At 40.5% G+C, this 17,964-nt stretch carries 15 protein-coding genes; 8 read left to right on the top strand and 7 right to left on the bottom strand.

The annotated features are described in order from the left end of the window. Positions 1-26: 26 nt before the first annotated feature. Together ACHSBP_RS17855 and ACHSBP_RS17850 are read right to left on the bottom strand one after the other, a co-directional pair. The gene (locus tag ACHSBP_RS17855) at positions 27-749 is read right to left on the bottom strand and encodes a YebC/PmpR family DNA-binding transcriptional regulator (protein ID WP_395389906.1); all 723 of its coding nucleotides are present in this window, start codon (positions 747-749) and stop codon (positions 27-29) included. A gap of 271 nt (positions 750-1,020) precedes the next feature. Further along, positions 1,021-1,845, bottom strand: a complete 825-nt coding sequence (locus ACHSBP_RS17850; protein ID WP_100914613.1) for an autotransporter domain-containing protein — start codon at positions 1,843-1,845, stop codon at positions 1,021-1,023. Positions 1,846-2,308: 463 nt separating this feature from the next. Between ACHSBP_RS17850 and ACHSBP_RS17845 the strand changes: the two genes are divergently transcribed. Further along, entirely contained in the window at positions 2,309-2,542 is a 234-nt protein-coding gene (locus ACHSBP_RS17845) for a hypothetical protein (protein WP_010558399.1), read from the top strand. Positions 2,543-2,565: 23 nt separating this feature from the next. Here ACHSBP_RS17845 and ACHSBP_RS17840 read toward each other — a convergent pair whose 3' ends face one another. Together ACHSBP_RS17840 and ACHSBP_RS17835 are read right to left on the bottom strand one after the other, a co-directional pair. Beyond that, complete coding sequence (locus ACHSBP_RS17840) at positions 2,566-3,165, bottom strand: lytic transglycosylase domain-containing protein (RefSeq protein WP_100914614.1); 600 nt, start codon at positions 3,163-3,165, stop codon at positions 2,566-2,568. 364 nt (positions 3,166-3,529) lie between these two features. Then, entirely contained in the window at positions 3,530-5,428 is a 1,899-nt protein-coding gene (locus ACHSBP_RS17835; protein WP_395389905.1) for a beta-ketoacyl synthase, read from the bottom strand. Positions 5,429-5,556: 128 nt separating this feature from the next. Here ACHSBP_RS17835 and ACHSBP_RS17830 point away from each other — a divergent pair, with 128 nt between their 5' ends. The 3 genes from ACHSBP_RS17830 to ACHSBP_RS17820 all read left to right on the top strand — a co-directional run bounded on the left by ACHSBP_RS17830 (position 5,557) and on the right by ACHSBP_RS17820 (position 9,364). Next, the gene (locus tag ACHSBP_RS17830) at positions 5,557-6,543 is read left to right on the top strand and encodes a GlxA family transcriptional regulator (protein WP_395389904.1); all 987 of its coding nucleotides are present in this window, start codon (positions 5,557-5,559) and stop codon (positions 6,541-6,543) included. A gap of 552 nt (positions 6,544-7,095) precedes the next feature. Beyond that, positions 7,096-8,913 carry a S8 family peptidase gene (locus ACHSBP_RS17825; RefSeq protein ID WP_395389902.1) on the top strand — a complete coding sequence of 606 codons (1,818 nt, stop codon included), beginning with the start codon at positions 7,096-7,098 and terminating at the stop codon, positions 8,911-8,913. Between the two features lie 10 nt (positions 8,914-8,923). Continuing rightward, positions 8,924-9,364, top strand: coding sequence for a hypothetical protein (locus tag ACHSBP_RS17820; protein ID WP_395389901.1), 441 nt, complete (start codon positions 8,924-8,926; stop codon positions 9,362-9,364). Between the two features lie 45 nt (positions 9,365-9,409). Here ACHSBP_RS17820 and ACHSBP_RS17815 read toward each other — a convergent pair whose 3' ends face one another. Then, a complete protein-coding gene (locus ACHSBP_RS17815) occupies positions 9,410-11,539 on the bottom strand; it encodes an EAL domain-containing protein (RefSeq protein ID WP_395389900.1) in 2,130 nt (709 codons plus the stop codon). A 275-nt stretch (positions 11,540-11,814) separates the two neighbouring features. Further along, positions 11,815-12,381 carry a DUF6942 family protein gene (locus ACHSBP_RS17810; protein WP_395389899.1) on the bottom strand — a complete coding sequence of 189 codons (567 nt, stop codon included), beginning with the start codon at positions 12,379-12,381 and terminating at the stop codon, positions 11,815-11,817. An 85-nt stretch (positions 12,382-12,466) separates the two neighbouring features. Between ACHSBP_RS17810 and ACHSBP_RS17805 the strand changes: the two genes are divergently transcribed. Then, positions 12,467-12,817, top strand: a complete 351-nt coding sequence (locus tag ACHSBP_RS17805; RefSeq protein WP_395389897.1) for a gamma-glutamylcyclotransferase family protein — start codon at positions 12,467-12,469, stop codon at positions 12,815-12,817. A 262-nt stretch (positions 12,818-13,079) separates the two neighbouring features. Here the strand turns inward: ACHSBP_RS17805 and ACHSBP_RS17800 are convergent, their stop codons facing one another. After that, positions 13,080-14,195, bottom strand: coding sequence for an anhydro-N-acetylmuramic acid kinase (locus ACHSBP_RS17800; RefSeq protein ID WP_395389895.1), 1,116 nt, complete (start codon positions 14,193-14,195; stop codon positions 13,080-13,082). 172 nt (positions 14,196-14,367) lie between these two features. On the opposite strand from ACHSBP_RS17800, the gene ACHSBP_RS17795 reads away from it, so the two are divergent. From ACHSBP_RS17795 to ACHSBP_RS17785, 3 genes are all read left to right on the top strand, one after another. Further along, positions 14,368-16,680: a S8 family serine peptidase gene (locus tag ACHSBP_RS17795; protein ID WP_395389893.1), complete on the top strand. Its 2,313-nt coding sequence runs from the start codon at positions 14,368-14,370 to the stop codon at positions 16,678-16,680. Positions 16,681-16,692: 12 nt separating this feature from the next. Next, positions 16,693-17,229: a hypothetical protein gene (locus ACHSBP_RS17790; protein ID WP_010558388.1), complete on the top strand. Its 537-nt coding sequence runs from the start codon at positions 16,693-16,695 to the stop codon at positions 17,227-17,229. A 369-nt stretch (positions 17,230-17,598) separates the two neighbouring features. After that, the gene (locus ACHSBP_RS17785; RefSeq protein ID WP_395389892.1) at positions 17,599-17,796 is read left to right on the top strand and encodes a GlyGly-CTERM sorting domain-containing protein; all 198 of its coding nucleotides are present in this window, start codon (positions 17,599-17,601) and stop codon (positions 17,794-17,796) included. Positions 17,797-17,964: the final 168 nt, after the last annotated feature.

Here is a 17,964-nt window from a genome sequence, read left to right as displayed (position 1 = left end):
ATCAGGCCTTTTTTATATGATTTTGATTAGTCTTGTACGATTGCGTTGTGGTAGATGTTTTGAACATCATCGCTATCGTTAAGCATATCCATAAACTTTTGGAAAAGTGGGATATCATCGCCTTCAATATCCACACTTGTTTGTGGTACGAAAGTGATTTCTTCAACATCTAGCTTCACATCTGGAAATGCGTCTGCCAGTGCAGTTTTAACGTTATAGAACTCAGTGTGTGGTGCAAATACTGAAACGATGCCATCTTCAACTTCAACGTCAGTTACGTCAACGTCTGCCATCATTAGTGCTTCTAACACTTCTTCGTCGTTGTCGCCTGCAAATGCAAATACAGCTTGGTGATCAAAGCTGTGTGCAGCTGTACCTGGACCACCAATTTTTGAGTTAGTTTTAGTAAATGCTAAACGTACATCTTTAATGGTACGGTTTGGGTTATCCGTTAAACAATCGATAATAACCATGCAGTTACCTGGACCAAAGCCTTCGTAGCGTGCTGGTTGGTAATCTTCGCCAGCGCCGCCTTTTGCTTTTTCAATCGCTTTGTCGATTACGTGTGCAGGTACTTGGTCTTTCTTTGCTTTTTCGATAAGGCGTTTTAACGACAAGTTAGTATCTAGCTCTGCGCCGCCGTTTTTAGCCGCTACATAGATCTCTTTACCGTATTTAGAGTTTACTTTTGTTTTTGCGGCTGCTGTTTTAGCCATCGCGTTCTTGCGAACTTCAAACGCTCTTCCCATCTTAATTCACTCTCTATTCTCGCAGGAAATTTAGTTGCATGATTCTAACAAGTAAGGATTAAAACAGCTAGTGCTATGACGCTGGCTTTTTATTCAGCATTACCTTAGATAATTAGAAAGGGCGTTTATTTAACATAACGTCATTAAAATAAAATTATTTAATGTTTTATATTTTAAATATAAATACTGTGAATAGTGGCAAGTGAAACTCATCAAATACCTTTACTATATGAATAAGGAGGTGTTGCACTTGAAATAAAGTAGGTGTGGATTAGAAGCGATATCCAATACGCCAGCTAACGCTCGACACATTATCATGTGGTAAAAATGCAATACTGCTATCTAGCTCAACCATCCACTCGGGCGTGATATCGTAAGTGACAAATACACTTAGCTCGGCGTAATCATCATCAGTATTGTGAGGATACGACTTTCTGCCTGCAAAACTGACAAACTTATCGGTTTGTTTAGTACCATCGCCTTGAAACAGTTCATTCCAGCGTATAACGCCACCTGCAAGTAAATAGGTATCGGGTCTAATTTCAATGATCTTTGACGCCGATAGTAAGCCACTTACTACCAGGGTTTCGTCCTCTAGTGCATCGCGCAATGCTAGCGCCATTTCATTTTGCTCAATCATAATATCGCGATAACGCCATTCGTTGTATTGCACAAGTAACGACGGCTCGATAACCCACTCGTCAAAAAATATACCGTAACCTACAGACAGGCCGTAACTAGGAGCATACGTTTTGTGTTGTGATGAGGGGAGTTCTAAAAATGATTCTCGGTAATCGCTTTGCCAGTAAGTGTAATTTCCCGATATCGCAAAGTTTTCAATGAAGTAGGTTAGCGTTGCAGCGTAAGATTGTGAGTCAATCTTTAGTGAATTCGCTTTTCGTGAAAAGTGGGTATCTTCCCAGTTTATATAATCTAAACTGACTCGCACGCTCTCACTAAAGTCGTGTGCTAATGAAAAACTCGTGCCACTGGGAGTTACACTAGTCAATGTGCCAGATTGATCTAGCGGTAAATCTGAATGGCTTTGGCCTACTTTAATTTCAACAGCATTCGCACCAGTTGTTATGCCAAGCATTAAAACTGGTAAAAAACAGTGATATGTAAAGCGGTTCAAATTGCACATAGCCAACTCATAACGATACAGCGGTGACGATAATAGCAGCAATTAGCCGCGGCAAATAAGTGAAATTGCTAATAAAGTGTGAAATTTTGTAATCCAATTTAACAGTTGAGTGCTTTTTGAACGCTTGTGTGGTTTTTATTTAATCGACAGCCGCGCAACCCCAAGGAAATTTGCTTAGCGTAGCGTGTGATTCAAAGTTGACGCTTTAGATTGATTGCACTTGAAAAATGAATTGTTACTGCGGATTACATAACGAATGTAAAGCTTATTCGTTTGCTTGGTAAGTTTTTATTCACTATTGCTAATTGCGTATTGCACTTTTTTTCTACTTAGTATTTAATAGCCGCCACTTTTTTGCCTTGGGCAAAAATACCGAAGTTAGTATTGGTTAGAGAAATAAAAATAACGGTGCGTTATGGATTTTTATATCCTAAAAAAAGGGGATGAGCTAAAAGCCATTCCTGCTGACAAAGCAATTTGTAAAAGCTATGAAAAATCGGGTTATAGCTATATTGATAAAGTAGCGGCATGTACTGAGCAAGCAGCTATTAACAAGCTAAAGGGAAAAACCTTTGAAACGCTTAAAGGGCCATTGCTCCGTTTAAGTGTTGTTATTTTTGCATTGATTCTACTGTGGTGGGTGAGCTAACCACCACAGCTTCCTTATTTACCCTAGCTGGGTGAAATCTTTCTTTTCTTTTTATTTATTGCCACACGATAACGGTTGTGCAGTATGCCAACGCGTTCGACATACGCTTTCGTTTCCGCAAATGGTGGTATGCCTCGGTATTTTTTAACGGCATTAGGCCCTGCATTATACGCAGCCGTTGCTAATCTGATATTGCCATTAAACTTTTCTAATAAATAAGATAAATACTTAACGCCGCCTAAGATATTTTGGCTTGGTTGAGTTGGGCGTTTTATACCCATGTATTTAGCCGTTGCCGGCATCAGTTGCATTAATCCTATTGCGCCTTTTTTTGAACGTGCATTGGCTTTAAATGCCGATTCAGCGTGGATCATTGCACGCACGAGAGCAGGGTCAACATTATGTTGTTTACTTGCTGTCGCTATTTCCAAATGATACTTGTCTGGATAGATAGGAATTTTATGCCAATTTAAAGACGAGCGCAGTTGGCAGGCATAACAGCCCGTACGATAAATACTGTAGCTGTGTTTAATTGGTTTTCGGTCGGTAAAAGCAATAGAACCATCACTTTTAACGTACTGATAAATAGGTTTAGCAGCCGCTGAAAACGCGAAAAACAGCATTATTAGAAGTAGTCTAAAAATCATTTTCGGTAAGGTATAACGTATTATTGTAATTATGGTCTGAAAGAGCAGATTTTCAACTCTTTCAATGATGGTTACTTTACCTGTTTTTAGATGTGCTTTGTAGCCTAGATAGAGGAATTCGATAAATTCTGTTATTGATAAATGAAATGCTAACAAAGCTGAGTTTATCTTATCGCGTTATGCTATATCGATAAATTAAAACGTAGTGAGCATGTTATGTAGTGCGTAATCATGATGAACTGGTTAAGTGCAGTGTTATAAAGAGTGCAAAAAAGTAAAAAGGCGCTTAACGCGCCTTTAGTAGATGACAGTGTATCCTATTTAAAGGAAGTGAATTTGCTTACACCATATCATCGAAAGGGTTGCTTGCAGTTAGTTTTACAGAGTGTGTAAAACCAGGCAAAGAAAGGGTTTCTTGCGTTAATTCGATATCGTTTTCATCAATTAAGCCATCACCAAAGCGGTAAATTAATTGGTAATCACCTAAATTTGCAGCCGCGCTGTAATCAGCTTGGTTTTGTTTAGTTTGTGTGAGTTTATCGCGATACGATGCCATTGCACTTTCGCCATGACGTTTAGTGAGCATCTCTAGCGTAATATTTGCTGAGAACATTGGCGCCGTAGCGTTATTACCGCCAAAGCCTTTTGAGTTAATAAAGGCAATATCTTGTGCTTCACACTCATAGTGTTCAGTGCGAATATCAAGGCGCTCGGCGTAAACGTCGTCAGCGACTTTATCGATAGTGGTGATACCCGGCATAATGTTATGGCTAAAAATACCAAGTGCCATGGCCATTTGGTCGCCACTTGCTGGGCCAATTGTATGACCAACAAATGCTTTCGGCGCGGCCAGTTTCCAATTATCAATATTAAATGCTTTTGCAACGCGGTCATAAATGATTGACTCAGTTACACGGTTTTGTGGTGTACTTGAACCATGGGCAAGAATATAGCTACGTTTTTGTACCGCTTCTTCACCGAGAATGCTTGTTGCAAGTGCTACTGATTTTGCCATCGTAATATAATTACCAGGACCTGGCGCAGTAATTGATTTTTTGATGCCATCAGCGTTTACAAATACATCTGGTACAGAGCCCATAACGTCAGCGCCAAGCTCTAATGCTAAGGCGTCATCCATTAATACCGCAAATTGTGCGCCTTCACCTATGGTGAAACCGCAGTTTTCACCAAATGGACGGCTGGTGCGACGTAAATCTGGGGTATCGCTATTATCAAGCTTTTTCAAGCCTTCAATATTTGCCAGTGCGCTCATATTGCCAAAGCCTTCAACAATTTCAGGCGTAATTGCACAATCAACACTACCAACAATTGCAACACGGGTACGGCCCGCTTTGATATCGTGCACTGCTGCACGTAAGTTGTATAAGAAGGTGGCGCATGCGCCTGATGTAGTGAAGGTTGTACCTACATTGCCGGTTACATAAGCGTTAATAAAGTCCGTCGACATGGTATTTAAACCAAGTGCTAAGTTTTTGGTGCTAACGCGGTCGCCTCTTAAGCGGTTTTTCATCATACCGCCGAATGCTTCATCTTGCATTTGGCCTGCAACAGATGCGGAATAAGTACCGATTTGATCAGGGTCGACAACAGCAAGTACATCTTGCCACGCTAAACCAGTTGATTTGATTGCATCAGTTGCGGCAAAAATAGTGGCTTGTAAGCCACGAGGCTGATAGCGACTGTTATAAAGCGTACTTGGATCAAAGCCCGTTGGAAATTGGCCAGCTGCTTTAATTGGATTATCGCGGTAGGTATCGTGCTTAAGTGATAATTCACCGTTAATCGTTACTTTAACTTTACCGCCTTCCAAGTTTTCTATTTGCCAATCGCGCGGCTGGGGTGACGGTAAGTGACGCGCACTTGTTTCAAATACAATGCTGTCGCCTTCACTTGGCATTACCGTCATTTTTTGATGTCCATGAGTTGCATCAACATCAAAATGATTGTTTTCAATCTTACGAATTAAGGTACCAGCAATAATTTGCTCACCAAATTTAGCTTCGATCTCGCTTGCGCAAATAGTTTGGTTTTCATGGTCAACAAGTTCACCGTTTTCTTGGCGTACTAGATTCATTAACGTTGCAAGGCCAAGAAATGTTTCTTGTCGCGCTTCTTGCGTTAATTTATCTATTACAATGCGACGGAACCCTTGGTGAGCAGATGTGCGCCCTGCGGCATTAATACCACCCATTCCAACAACAATAGGTAATGCAGTCATAAAAACCCTAGATATATACAGTTTGCGTTATTTAGGCACAGTTTATTTTGATTTTAAGTTTTAGTTTGTGTTTAATTGGACATAGTTTTGGTGTATTTGGCCATTTTGAACTGGTTTGAGCAGTTATTATGACAACAAAAGTACGACTCTTATTGTATCCACAAATATTGGCGACCAGCGTTACGCTGCCAGTAGAAATGCTTAAAGCGGGCGAAGCATCATTTCATGACCGCAAAAATCGTAAGCTCGATATTAAGTTTGTAGCCGATAAACAAGAGCTTATCCAATGCCGCGCGGGGTGTGCTTTTTTACCCGAATTAACCGTTGGCTGTGATGACGATGCCGATTTTATTATTGTACCGGGGATCTGGCGAAATCCTCGCCCTGTTATTAAGCAAAACCAAGCAGCGATTGGCTATTTGAAAGCTCAATGGCAACAAGGTGCAACAATTGTCGGTGTTGGTACTGGTAACTGTTTACTTGCGGAAGCAGGCTTGCTTGACCATCACGCAGCAACGACGCATTGGCATTACGCTAAACAATTTCGCAAAGACTATCCTAAGGTCGACCTCAAACCGGAATTTTTTATTACGCAATCGGAGCGTATTTTTTGTGCAGCCAGTTTAAACTCGCTGGCTGATATTATGGTTTACTTGATTGCGCAATTATTTGGGCGAGATGCTGCGCAAAATGTGGAACGTAACTTTTCTCATGAAATTAGAAAGCCATATGAAGAGCAGCGCTATTTAGAAGGGGCAGTTGATAGACATGCCGATGAACTGATTGCACAAATTCAATTTTGGCTCAAAAACAACGCGTCGAGCGAATTATCAATGCAACATGTTGCTGAGCAATTTGGTATTAGCCAGCGCACCTTATCACGGCGTTTTAAGGCGGCAACAGGCACCACAGCCAACCATTATTTGCAAAAAATGCGCCTTGAAATGGCGCAAGAGTTATTGGCATCGACCAACCTAACGGTGCAAGATGTAGCGGTAGCTGTAGGTTATGTTGATCAAGGTTATCTCACTAAAGTATTTAAGCGCGAGTTAAAACAAACACCGTCCGATTATCGTTTACTGGTGAGGAAAAAATTGTTTAAAACGGATTCGTGATTTTTTAATTATCTTGGTGTTTGGAATAACAGTTAAGCAGTTATCTAAAATTCATTTCTGCAAATAAGTTTAAAATTTTTTGCAACTTACTGTGCGCAAAAACGGCGTAGCAAATTGGTCATCTACAAAGGTTATATCGCGAAAGCTCAATGTATTAACAGTTGTTTTGGTAGTAACTGAACACAGATTCAATATGCTTGTTTGTGATGTTTATTGAGAGATTATATGTCTTCGATAAGGCGCAGGTAATAGCGTATTTCACGCCTATCGACAGGTGTTGAGAGCGCTCTTGTTATAGCTGAATAATCTAACTTATTTGATTTTTGTTAATTTACTGTAAATAAATGTAAACCCTTATCTTTCAATTAGTTAAGAGTGCATAAACAAGCTTAAAAAGACAGCGTTGTCATAATTAATTTGTTTAAAATTAATGGTTTATACTTTTTCGTCATTGTTTGCTGTAACTGCTATCGGCGTACTTTCTTTTTTATTGTTATCTGTTTTAAATGTTCGTCCCGATTAAAGGGGAAATACTAAATTTCAGGGGACAAAATGAAAATAAAAATAAAACCTTCCTTGTTGGCTGCGAGTGTAATACTTGCCTGTACGCCAGCAATTGCGAAAATTACTGATTCAACTTTTCCATTACAAAATGGCGATCCATTAGTTGCTGAGCAATGGCACCTACAGAACATTGGACAAACCGGCTTCTCACAGTCTGCGGGCACATCTGGCAATGACCTTGATATTGATTTTACGCATTTAATGGGTATTAAAGGTCGTGGTATTACAGTTTCTGTGATCGATTCAGGTGTAGAGATTGATCACCCAGATTTAAGAGCTAACGTTGTGGCGGGTTCTCTTAATTTAGGTGACGGTTCAGATTATCCGCAAGATAATAATGGTCATGGTACATCTGTCGCAGGCTTAATTGCTGCTACCGAGGCAAATGGACTAGGTGGGCGCGGTGTTGCACCTCACGCTAATATTGTTGGCTTTAACTATTTACCTAATCAAACTGTTGGTAACTGGCTTGTGTCTCACGGTTTGTCAGAAGATTTTCGTCAATTAGACCGTTTTACCGATCCGCGAGTGTTTAACCAAAGTTATGGCAGCACACCTGCGACACCGGTTGTGCACAATTACGTACTTAACCCGTGGCAAGAGCTGCAAGACGACGTATATCGCTACATTACTGAAGAAAGCCATTGGGGACGTGGTTCTGTTTATGTTAAATCGGCGGGTAATTCGTTCGGAACATATAACGCTTATTACCAAGGTGTGCCTATTTTAGTGCTGCCTTACGAAAACAATCAGTTCTTTAATAACCAAGGTTTACCTTTCCATAATGCGAATATTGCTCCGGATAACAATAACCATTGGAACCTAGTCGTGTCAGCGTTAGACGCGCATGGCAAGCTAACGTCTTATTCTTCTGTGGGTTCAAACGTATTTGTTGCAGCGCCGGGCGGTGAATTTGGCGAAGCTGCACCTGCAATGGTAACAATTGACTTACAAGGGTGTGAAGCTGGTAGTAATGTAGCGGGTGAGCATGGCAATGCATTGCATGGTGGCTCTGAGCTAGATCCGAACTGTGATTATACAGGCACAATGAACGGCACGTCATCGGCAGCACCTAATACATCTGGTGCAATAGCGAATATTATGTCTGCGAATCATGCACTTGACGCTCGTGCGATTCGTCATATTTTAGCGCAAACAGCACGCAAAACAGATGAAAACCACCCAGGTGTTGATTTAACATTTGAAAATGCCGATGGTGAGCTCGTTACGTATAATGCAATTCCATCTTGGCAACGAAATGCAGCTGGCTATAACTTCCATCAGTTTTACGGTTTTGGTGCGGTTGATGTGGATGATGCAGTATATAAGGCGTTGTTCACACCGGTAACACCACTGCCTGAGCAAGTGATTACGCCGTGGCAAACGCAAATCGCAGATTCTGAAATTCCTGATGCAAGTTTGACTGGCGCAACCAGCACATTGGCGTTTGAACAAGATGTGACTGTTGAAGCAGTTCAAGTGAAATTGAATATTGATCATACTCGCTTACGCGACCTTGCTATCGAATTAATTTCACCTTCCGGTACTCGCTCAGTATTAATGAGTGCACGAACTGGCTGGTTAGGTACTACTGAAGGTGGATATACCGATACACTAATGCTGAGCAATCATTTTTATGGTGAATCAGCACAAGGTGAATGGCAGTTAAATGTAATCGATACAGACAAAGGAAATAGCTTTACTGTTGGTTTCAATGCAAGCATTGGTTTAGTTGGCTTTAACCGAAATAACAATGCAGAAAACGGCGTGTTGAAAGACTGGTCGCTACGTGTAATTGGTCATTAAGGAGTAAAATATGAAGAAATTATTTATCATTGCGGTGTTAACTCTAAGCACGCAAGCTGCAATCGCAAATAGCGCCGAGCAATTTAAAGGCTTAACAATTACTCCGGTAGAACAACTCACCTTGGCGCAATCTGAAGTGGTTGTGAACGATAAAACGTTTAAAACTAATGGTACGAAAACGGTTGTGCCTGGCTTGGATGTATTTGATGTTAGCGGGCTAAATGCCTACACCGTTACGGGCGAAATTATCGTAAAACTTTCAGGTGATGTAGATTTTGAGCAATTTAATAAAGACAATGACCTGATTATTAAACAGGCATTTAAATCTTATTACATTCTTAAATCGCAAAGTCAGCGTGACTTGTTGCCATTAGTTGATGCACTGAAAAAGTTAGAAGGTGTAAGCTCGGTAACATTAGAGCTAGTTGATAAGGGCGTTATTGAAAAATAGCGTTATTAAATCACGCATTAGTATAGTTAACGTCTGCTATTTGGGCTAAATAGCAGACGTTTTTTTAAATGAATTTTGCTTTAACTTTTGCTGCATCGCAAAGGGATCTTGGCTGGCAAGTTCACGCTCAAACAATAGATGGCTAATTGGCTTAGAGACAAAGTAGCCTTGAGCATAGTCGCATCCAGCTGCCTCTAATATGAATAACTGTTCTTGTGTTTCAACACCTTCCGCGATTACTTTTAAACCCAATTTATGCGCCATTACGATAATTGCTTCACACAGCGCTTGGTTTTGTGCCGAACTTTCAAGATTCATGACAAAGGCGCGATCGATTTTTAAAAAGTCGAGTTCAAACTTGGTAAGGTAAGATAGCGCGGCGTACCCAGTACCAAAGTCATCAAGAGAGATTGCTACGCCTGCTGAGCGAAACTTCTTAAGTGTTTCTTTTATTTCGTCATTGTCATCAAGTAATAAGCCTTCGGTAATTTCGATACAAATACCGTGCTTAAGACTCAGTTGTAGTAAGGTATTGAGCCAAATAACATCGTGCTTACTCAAGCTTGATTGAAATTGCGCAGGGGAGCGGTTAACACTAATTTGAAAGTGTTGATCATAGTTTGATTGCCATTTTTTTACTTGCTCTGCGGCCTGTTGAAACACCCAGTTGCCAATATCAATAATCATTCCTGATGTTTCAGCGAGAGGAATAAAGTCAGCAGGGCTCACCATGCCAAGTTCTGGATGATGCCAGCGTAGTAGCGCTTCTGCTTTATGAATTTTTAAATCGGAGATTGATAAAATGGGCTGATAGAGCACTTCGAGCTGTTGATTAATGACTGCAAGGCGCAGTTCTTGCGTGAGTAAATGGGCTTTTTCGGATTTTTCTTGCAAGGTTTTGTTGAAATGACGGTATTGTTTGCGTCCTTCTTCTTTCGATAAATACATTGCTTGATCGGCAAAACGCAGTAACTCTTCCATTTTTTCGCTGTGATCAGGAAACAAAGTAATACCAATACTGGCCGAAATAAATATTGATTCATTATTAATGTAGAACGGCATCTCAATCGCTTGAATCAACTTTGAGGCAATGTTTTCAACATCAGCTAGGTTGTGAATATTGCACAGCAGTGCAGTAAACTCATCACCACCAATGCGCGCTACCGTATCGGTTTCGCGTAAAATTATTTTTAGGCGCTCAGATACCTCAACTAACAAAAGGTCGCCTGCATTGTGACCCATGGTATCGTTAACTTCTTTAAAATGGTCTAAATCAATAAATAACAGTGCAAATTTATCGCCTGAGCGCTTACTTTTGGCTATTTCTTGATTGAGCCTGTCGGTAAACATATTACGATTGGGTAACTGGGTGAGTGCGTCAAAGTTAGCTTGGTGCCAAATAACTTGCTGAGATTGCTTTTTCTCAGTGATATCCGACATTGAACCAACCATGCGATACGGATTGCCTTTTTCATCGCGCATGGCTTCACCAACAATATGGAACCATAACTCTTGTTGTTTGGCGCTATTCATACGCACTTCAATATCAAATGCTTCAAATGGGTCGGCTAGGTGCACCTCAAGGCTTGCTTTAAACTGTTTAATGTCATCAGGGTGGATTTGTCCAGTAAAGGAAGCAAAATCACAACCAAACGCTAGATTGTCAAAGCCAAGTAGATCAGTAAATTTAGTAGAGTAAAATACTTCGTTATTTGAAATATCCCAGTCCCATACCCCAGCGCTGGCACCTTTTGCAGCTAATTCGTAACGTTGTTGGCTTAAACAAAGCTCACGTTCTGTTTCATTGATGGTTGTTACGTCTTCAACGATACCGATATAGGCGGTGATTACTTTGTTCTCAATGAGCGGTTCAGCGTGAATCGATAACAGCTTATTTTTTGTTTTTGCAGCAGATCGGAATGTAAATTGAAAATTAGCACCTTTGGCAGTACAGGCATACCAGTGTTTAATGGCTTTTTGCCGATCATCTGGGTGCATTGCGTTAATGTAGCTGCTGCCGACGATATCAGTATTGGTTAAGCTTAACACTCGATACAGCGCATTATTTGCAAACATGCATTCGCCAGTTGGCTTGGCGACAAACAAACCAATCGGGACGTGCTGCAGCACCGCTTGTGTGTTAAATGCAAAACCTTTGCTTAACTTCCTGACCAAAATAGCTATTCCATTATCTAAATATGCTTAGCTTATAGTAAGTGTAGTCAAAAAACGTGCGTATGTTTGAAATCCTTGTCTTTTTCTAACAATAAATTGATGAATTTTTGGTGTAGAGAAAAAGTGCGTTGAGTGGGAAGTTTTTTCCGAACTATTAGCTCCGCTTTTTTAAACTAATACTTCGCGCTAATAGCTGCTTTTTGCATGCAAAACTAATCTTAGCACTTGTATAAACGACGACTCGCAGTACAAACGTTGCTTTTAAATGCTATTCGCTACAATTGCGGTAGTTGAAATCGTTCTAACTGAATACTGTTATGTTGAATTAGTTGTTCACACATTTGTGCTAAAAAATCGATTTTACGATTAGAAAGTTGGCGATAGTCTAAAAATGGTGACACCAGTAATTTGTTTTCGATATTGTACGCAAATTCGTCGTTAAGCCAGGTTAAATTGCCACCAAGTAAGTCTTGTGAAGCAAGCTTTTTTGCGTAACCGCGTCCAGCAATAATATGTAGCGTATTTGCGCGTGTGTAGTTTGGCGGGCTGAATAACAATGCGGTAGCAGAGCCTTGCTGCAGTAACTGGCTATCTCGATATTGCTGCCAGGTTGGCGCTGCGGTTTTACCCGAAAAAACACTGGAGCTTAGGTTGTAAATGAATTTAGCGTAAACATTAAACTGTTTTCGCCAGCCATTACCGCATGCTATGGAAATTTCATTAATCGCACCAGGGGGTAACTCAATTAATGAGTTTGGAGTCGCGTATGAGGAAAACAGTGGCGCGTTTTCAACATAGAAAGCAAGCTGATATTGATTGCAGCCAAAACCGATTTCTGACATGTTTAGTACTGTGTTTTTTTTTAACGAATTTATACCACAAAGCGGATAAGGCTTAAATGGTTGAGTCAAACGAAAAGGATCTAAGATGGAACGTTTGTTTAGCTATGGCACTTTGCAACAAGAAAACGTGCAGCGAGCTAACTTTGGACGGGTGTTAGAAGGCGAGTGTGCAGTACTTCAAGGATATGTTTTATCTGAAGTGAAGATTGAGGATAAGGATGTTATCACCAAAAGTGGTAAGCAGTACCATCCAATTTTAGTACGCACAGGTAACCAAACTGATGAAATTACAGGCCATTGCTATTGGCTTTCAACGAAAGAGTTAATGCAAGCGGATAGTTACGAAGTGGCGGAATATACGCGCATAAAAGCTAAAACAAAGGATGGCCAAGCATGTTGGATATACGCTGCTAGTAAAGAGCAAAAAAATGCATAGTAACTAGTAGCGTTAAAGCCTAGTATTTTGCATCATTTGCGCCATGTGGCTGCTCAACGCTCCATTGACCAAGGTTTAAATGGGCAATTTGATATAAAAACAAATAAGTATCTTTAATTGACTTCATAGTGGCTTCTCCTTTACATGTTTCTTTAGTAATGGAAAATCCGTGCCAGCATCAGTTTGTTATTTAAATCAAATGATTAGCAATATAGATATATCTATTCGAGTTATAATGGTGCAAATCTGCACCATTATAAAACTAAGGTGCAAAGGTGATCTGCCCTAATATCGCTGCCTTGTTAGCACCCGTTACAGAGGGCGCATTAGCTGGCAGATGATTTAACGTGCGATAAGCCATCCAAGCAAACGCCATTGCTTCCATAAAATCGGCACTGACACCAATATTATCGCTAGTAGTAACATGCCAACTGGGTAAATGATGTTGCAGGCGCGCAACCAAGTAAGCGTTTTTAGTACCACCGCCACACAATACCAATGTACCTTCTTTTGACTGAATAGGGTTTGCGATGGTCACGGCTGTAAGCTCAGTTAGTGTTGCTAACACATCGTGGTTGTTGAGCGTATGTTCAGTACACTTCTGCCTAAGCCAAGTCAGATTGAAATACTCTCGCCCAGTACTTTTTGGCGTGGGCAGTGCAAAGTAGTCATCATCTAATAATTGTTTCAGTAATTCTTGATTGATTTTACCTTGCTTTGCGAGGTCGCCATTGCGATCGTAAGGTTGGTCAAATGCTTGCTGTGTAAAACTGTCAATAAGTGTATTGCCTGGTCCTGAGTCAAAACCAAGTAAGGTGTCTTGGTGGCAAATCGTTAGGTTTGCAATGCCGCCAATATTGGCAAAAATCAGAGAGTCTTTATGCTTATTAGTGCTTACTTGAGCTAACAAACTTTGATGAAAAAGTGGCACTAGCGGGGCGCCTTGACCACCAAGGGCAATATCCATTTCGCGGAAGTTATGTACACAAGTAATGCCTGTTTTAGCGGCGAGCACAGATGCATTTAATAACTGGGTTGAATGCGGTGTTTCACTGTTAGGGTCATGGAAGACAGTTTGCCCATGTGCGCCAATGGCTTTTATTTCTTTGGCATCAATTTGCTGTGTTTGCAGTAAGTGATTAACGGCAACTGCGTATTCACAGGCTAGTTGATAGGACGCATTACCTATATCTGCAATATTGCATGTCTTATTAGTAATAATTGAAGATAACAACTGATGCAGAGAGTCTGTAAAGGGGGTTTCCAAGCTTGCCACTAACCTAGTTTGCCCGTTTACTATGTTAACTAACGCAATGTCGATACCATCTAAGCTAGTGCCAGACATAATGCCAATGTAGTAGATAGAGTTCTGTTTCATGATCTCAATTTTGAAATAAGTATTCGTCAATTGTAAAGGTTAATTCAATGAGATAAAGCAGTAGACGAAAATATGTAAATAAAAATTTAAAATGCAAATATTTGTAAATAGCATGTTGTGCGCTTGGTGTGACCTTGTTAACTTGTAACTAATTTATTAACAAGGGTTGATTATGAAAAATAATAAACTGAAGTTATCAGCACTTAGCGCAGCTATTTTAATTTCTCTAGCAGGATGCGGAAGTGACGATAATAAGCAATCAGTTACACCAGATGTTGCACCTACGGCAAATGATGTGATGGTATCTGATGCGATGCAATGGATGGTTTTCGAAGGCAAGTTAAATGCGCGTGATGGTAACTATGATGAATTAACCGTTAGCTTTAGTGAAAATGGCGAGACGGTTACAGCTCAAGATGGCGTATATACGTTTTCACACGGTGTGTTAGAGCTAAGCGGCATTGACTTTAAATACGTAAGTATCTCGGGTGAAGATGCGGTAATTGATTACACTGTTTCTGCAAATGGTAAGTCTGCGTCTGCTCAACTTGTTGTTTCAGGTGTAAAAGGTGACCCACTTGCTAAGCATCAGTGGCATCTACGCAACTCAGGTCAAAAGGCGTTTGCACTTAGTGACTCGTTAAAAGCACTATTAGTTCAGCTTGATGTAGGACGAGGCTTAAGCGAGGAAGAAGCTAAAGCAAAAAGAGATGCAGAGTTCGCAGCTGATGAGAATTTTTATCTTGTAGCTGGTGAAGATATTAATGTAGTTGAAGCCTACAAACATGGCGTGACGGGCGCAGGTGTTACAGCAGTTGTTGTTGATTCAGGTCTTGAAATTCGTCATGAAGATTTAGCGCCAAATGTGCTACCAAATCGTTCTCTAAATTTAAATGACAAGGCGATTGATAGAACAGATCCTACAAGCACCTCAGAAAGTGGTGACCATGGCACAAGTGTTGCCGGTTTGCTTGCGGCAAAAGGTTGGAATGGTCTTGGTGGCCGTGGTGTAGCCCCTGATACAGGGCTTATCGGGATGAATTACCTTGGTGGTGATAAAGTACCGCAAACTGAGTTTTTAGTTCATGGTTTCCCAGGCTCAGGTATTTCGCTAAATGAAGAAATTTCTGCGTTTAACCGCAGTTATGGTCTGACTGTACCTACGCATATTGTTTACTCTGAGCTAGATGAAGCGATCGAGTCTTATCCAAACAAAGCGTTACGTGGTGGTAAAGGTGCTACTAACATTAAATCAAGTGGTAACAGCTTTGTCGATGGTGGTCGTGAAGGTAGCTTCTGTGAAGATAATGGCGCTAATGCTTTAGGTCTTACATGTTATAACGGCACAAGTGAGAGTAGCCAAGCACATCCATACTATTTCTCAATAGGTGCAGTAAATTCAAATGGTAAGCATACAAGCTATTCTACGGCAGGTGCTAACGTGTTAGTAGCGGCACCAGCGGGTGAATATGGAGTGTTTGCACCAGCTATGGTAACGACCGATTCAATGACATGTTTAAACGGTTATTCTGGCTATAAAGGCAGAAGTATCGTGCAATATACGTCAGACTTTGCGGCAGCTATTTACCCGTTCGACTACCCAGGGCATGAAGAAAATACGAGCTGTAATTATACATCTACTATGAACGGTACGTCATCGGCTGCTCCAAATGCATCAGGTGTGGTTTCTCTTATTCTTTCTGCTAATAATGAGCTTACTTGGCGTGATGTACGTCATATTCTTGCAACGACTTCAACTAAGAATGACGCTGAAAATGAAGCGATTAAATTAGCAGTCGGTGAAGGTGAATTTGTTGCTCATGATGGTTGGATTGAGAACGCTGCAGGATACAAATTCAATAACTTGTATGGCTTTGGTCGCGTAGATGCAGGTGCTGCTGTCGCCATGGCTAAATCATACTCAGTTGACCTTGGTGATGAAGTGATTACACCATGGCAAGGTGCAGGCTCTGTATTGGGCCAAGAACCATTATCGTTAGAAATTCCTGATAATAATGCTACTGGCGTCGAATACAAAATAGTCATTGAAGAAGAGCTAAACATTGAGGCTATGCAATTTAAATTTGACGTATTTAGCGCTGAAATGGGTTTCGGTTTTGAAACGGATAATGGTGTACTTCAAACAACAGCGGGCACAGACCTTGCCATTGAAGTAACATCGCCTAGTGGCACACGCAGTGTACTATTATCTTCGAAGCAAGCTTTATCTTTACCAGCACTTGATTTATCTAATGGCTGGGAAGTTGGGTATATTTTGAAAGATGGTGCGTTCCTATCAAATGCGTTCTACGGTGAGTCGTCAAAAGGTGAGTGGACTGTACGCTTTTTAGATACATCTGATGCTAGCTTTACAGCAAAGGATGGTGGTGACAGTTGGGCTGGCTTTGCAGGTTATGTAAATAATACAACGCCATCTACAATGACTGGTATTGCAGTTCGTGTATTTGGTAATGCTGCTAATTAAGAGGTAATTGCAATGAAATTTAAAAACGTAACGATCACTTTAGCAGCTCTAACATTGTCCGCTCATGCGGCAGCTGCTAATAATTTAGAGCTTAATGTGCCAAAAAACGCGGTTGTGAGTAATCAAGTTAAGGGTGTTATTAAACCTGATTTTGGTACTTACAAGGTAGAGCGAAATTTGGCGCTTGTTCCCGCTTCAATTGCATCTGCAGATGCTGTGATTGAAAAAAGAGGTAATGAAGCTGTTGTAAAACTTGATAAACGAAACGATTTGGTTACACCGGGTACATTGGTACGTAATATATTTACCGGAAACCTTGCACCTGTTTCTGGGAACATTACTGTTCTTCTTTCTGAAGGTATAAGTGCTAACGATATTTTGGTTAAAACAGGCTTTAAATTAGTAAGTGAGTTTACTGAGACAGGGCTAGCTGTTATTGCAGTTGGTGACAATCAAGATGTTCTGGAAGCAGCTGAAGAGCTTCGTAGTTTGGGTCTTGTAAAAGAGGCACGTGTTGAAGTATTAGAAACGCGTCATACAGCACGTTAGTAAATGCTTTTTAAATAAAGCCCGCTTTTTAGAGCGGGCTTTTTTTGCAAAATCTCACCCAAATAACTAAAAAAGTGGCTACCTATTATTAGTATTGCCAATATGCAGAAAAAATTAAGGTCATTAATAGAGTTAAGCTTTTGCTCTGCTGCCGTTGTTGTAGCAACTAATGAGCCAACAAAGATCTCACATTCGAGTTAATCGAAGTATCAATATTTATTTAAACGCCTTTAGCTGCGCGGACCAATATTTAATTGGTGGTTTAAACTATAAAAGAGCCACAGTGTTAAAAACGAATGAGTATTAGATATCGCTAACGTTGTTGTAGCATTTTCAGTAATTAAGTTATCAACGTCACATAATTAACAAATGGAAGTGGTTGTTACCGATACTGCTGGCAATATTTCTGAGCCTGCGATGGTGAAAATTATGGTGACAGATGTGAATGAAAATCCACTTCCTGAATCAGTAACGCCACCTAAAACGAAAAAATCGTCAGGTTCATTTGGTTGGCTTGCTCTGCTTGCTGCACCACTGGCATTTATTCGTCGTAGAAAAGTGAAGTAACTATTTCATTTTTATTGAAAAACTTGCAATAATGCGGGCTTTTTTAGTGCTTTTTTCTGACGTACCAATTAATTAGATAAGTGTATACTAGCGAGCCCCAAAGAGCTTAATTAGAGGCTTAGTACAGTGTTTATTTTCTGTACTACACTTTGTATAACTAAATAAATA

The organism is Pseudoalteromonas sp. XMcav1-K, assembly GCF_044005875.1.
GTDB lineage: Bacteria > Pseudomonadota > Gammaproteobacteria > Enterobacterales > Alteromonadaceae > Pseudoalteromonas > Pseudoalteromonas spongiae.
The sequence above is the reverse complement of the archived record's forward strand: the minus strand, read 5'-3'. Positions and strand labels throughout refer to the sequence as shown.